General features: G+C 49.9%; 16 tRNA genes. All 16 read right to left on the reverse strand.

Features of this window, described 5'->3' with window-relative positions:
- Positions 1-140: 140 nt before the first annotated feature.
- The 16 genes from IC175_RS19110 to IC175_RS19185 all read right to left on the reverse strand — a co-directional run bounded on the left by IC175_RS19110 (position 141) and on the right by IC175_RS19185 (position 1,594).
- Positions 141-217, reverse strand: a tRNA-Met gene (locus IC175_RS19110).
- Positions 218-224: 7 nt separating this feature from the next.
- A tRNA-Phe gene (locus IC175_RS19115) sits at positions 225-300 on the reverse strand.
- Between the two features lie 3 nt (positions 301-303).
- Positions 304-380: transfer RNA gene (locus IC175_RS19120), tRNA-Ile, on the reverse strand.
- Between the two features lie 5 nt (positions 381-385).
- A tRNA-Pro gene (locus IC175_RS19125) sits at positions 386-462 on the reverse strand.
- 60 nt (positions 463-522) lie between these two features.
- A tRNA-Trp gene (locus IC175_RS19130) sits at positions 523-598 on the reverse strand.
- A gap of 11 nt (positions 599-609) precedes the next feature.
- Positions 610-683: transfer RNA gene (locus tag IC175_RS19135), tRNA-Ile, on the reverse strand.
- 4 nt (positions 684-687) lie between these two features.
- A tRNA-Pro gene (locus tag IC175_RS19140) sits at positions 688-764 on the reverse strand.
- Between the two features lie 10 nt (positions 765-774).
- A tRNA-Ser gene (locus IC175_RS19145) sits at positions 775-865 on the reverse strand.
- 24 nt (positions 866-889) lie between these two features.
- A tRNA-Ser gene (locus tag IC175_RS19150) sits at positions 890-978 on the reverse strand.
- A gap of 2 nt (positions 979-980) precedes the next feature.
- A tRNA-Lys gene (locus IC175_RS19155) sits at positions 981-1,056 on the reverse strand.
- 11 nt (positions 1,057-1,067) lie between these two features.
- Positions 1,068-1,143: transfer RNA gene (locus IC175_RS19160), tRNA-Gln, on the reverse strand.
- A 9-nt stretch (positions 1,144-1,152) separates the two neighbouring features.
- Positions 1,153-1,229: transfer RNA gene (locus IC175_RS19165), tRNA-Arg, on the reverse strand.
- An 8-nt stretch (positions 1,230-1,237) separates the two neighbouring features.
- Positions 1,238-1,311, reverse strand: a tRNA-Gly gene (locus IC175_RS19170).
- A gap of 14 nt (positions 1,312-1,325) precedes the next feature.
- Positions 1,326-1,410: transfer RNA gene (locus tag IC175_RS19175), tRNA-Tyr, on the reverse strand.
- Between the two features lie 14 nt (positions 1,411-1,424).
- Positions 1,425-1,499 (reverse strand) — tRNA-Thr (locus IC175_RS19180).
- An 18-nt stretch (positions 1,500-1,517) separates the two neighbouring features.
- A tRNA-Asp gene (locus IC175_RS19185) sits at positions 1,518-1,594 on the reverse strand.
- Positions 1,595-1,642: the final 48 nt, after the last annotated feature.

Below are 1,642 nucleotides of genomic sequence, written 5' to 3' on the forward strand. Positions count from 1 at the left end.
AGCCAGGATCAAACTCTCAAATAAAAGTTTATCAGGCTCAGATACTATTGTTATCTAAATATCTGGCTTTATGGTTTGTTTCTTGTTTTATAAATTAACCTACTGTTTAATTTTCAAAGTTCTTTATTGATATAGTTAGATGGTAGCGGTAATAGGAGTCGAACCTATGACCTTTCGGGTATGAACCGAACGCTCTAGCCAACTAAGCTATACCGCCGTATTTCTGGTGCCCAGAGGCGGAATCGAACCACCGACACGGGGATTTTCAGTCCCCTGCTCTACCGACTGAGCTATCTGGGCAAATGGTGGGCCTAGCTGGACTCGAACCAGCGACCTCACGCTTATCAGGCGTGCGCTCTAACCACCTGAGCTATAGGCCCTTACTTGGTCGAGGTGAAGGGACTCGAACCCCCGGCCCCATGGTCCCAAACCATGTGCGCTACCAAACTGCGCTACACCTCGAAATATTATTTACTATCTTATATTACTCTAAAACTCATTTTTTTTCAAGTCCTTTTTATTTGGCAGGGGTGGAGGGACTCGAACCCCCGGCGCACGGTTTTGGAGACCGACGCTCTACCAACTGAGCTACACCCCTATGAAGAATAATGGACCTTCAGGGACTCGAACCCCAGACCTACCGGTTATGAGCCGGGCGCTCTAACCAACTGAGCTAAAGGTCCTAGTTGGTCGAGGTGAAGGGACTCGAACCCCCGGCCCCATGGTCCCAAACCATGTGCGCTACCAAACTGCGCTACACCTCGTTTTTTTAAATGGCGGAGAAGGAGGGATTCGAACCCTCGCACCGGTTACCCAGCCTAATCCCTTAGCAGGGGATCCTCTTGAGCCACTTGAGTACTTCTCCAAATTTAGTCCTATTATTTTAGTTTGGCGGAGAGGGTGGGATTCGAACCCACGGCCCCTTTCGAAGTCACTGGTTTTCAAGACCAGCTCCTTAAACCACTCGGACACCTCTCCATTGGTGATCTATCCGCGACTCGAACGCGGGACACCCTGATTAAAAGTCAGGTGCTCTACCGACTGAGCTAATAGACCATATTTTTATTTGGCTGGGGATGCAGGACTCGAACCTACGCATACATGAGTCAAAGTCATGTGCCTTACCGACTTGGCTAATCCCCAATATATATGTGGTGAGCGCACAGGGATTCGAACCCCGGACACACGCCTTAGAAGGGCGTTGCTCTATCCAGCTGAGCTATGCACCCACGCTTTTTGGAGCGGGTGAAGGGGATCGAACCCTCACAGCTGGCTTGGAAGGCCAGAACTCTACCATTGAGCTACACCCGCATATTTAATTTAATTGGTGGAGGATGGTGGATTCGAACCACCGAAGTCGATGACAACAGATTTACAGTCTGCCCCCTTTGGCCGCTCGGGAAATCCTCCGTATTAATTTTACATGGAGCTGGTGATAGGAATCGAACCTACAACCTGCTGATTACAAGTCAGCTGCTCTACCGTTGAGCCACACCAGCATTTTTTATATTTTATTTTGGCGACCTGGAAGGGGTTCGAACCCTCGACCTCCAGCGTGACAGGCTGGCATTCTAACCAACTGAACTACCAGGCCGCAAATGGTGGGACCAGCAGGGCTCGAACCTGCGACCCCCTGCTTGTA

The organism is Clostridioides sp. ES-S-0123-01 (assembly GCF_020658415.1).
Lineage (GTDB): Bacteria > Bacillota > Clostridia > Peptostreptococcales > Peptostreptococcaceae > Clostridioides.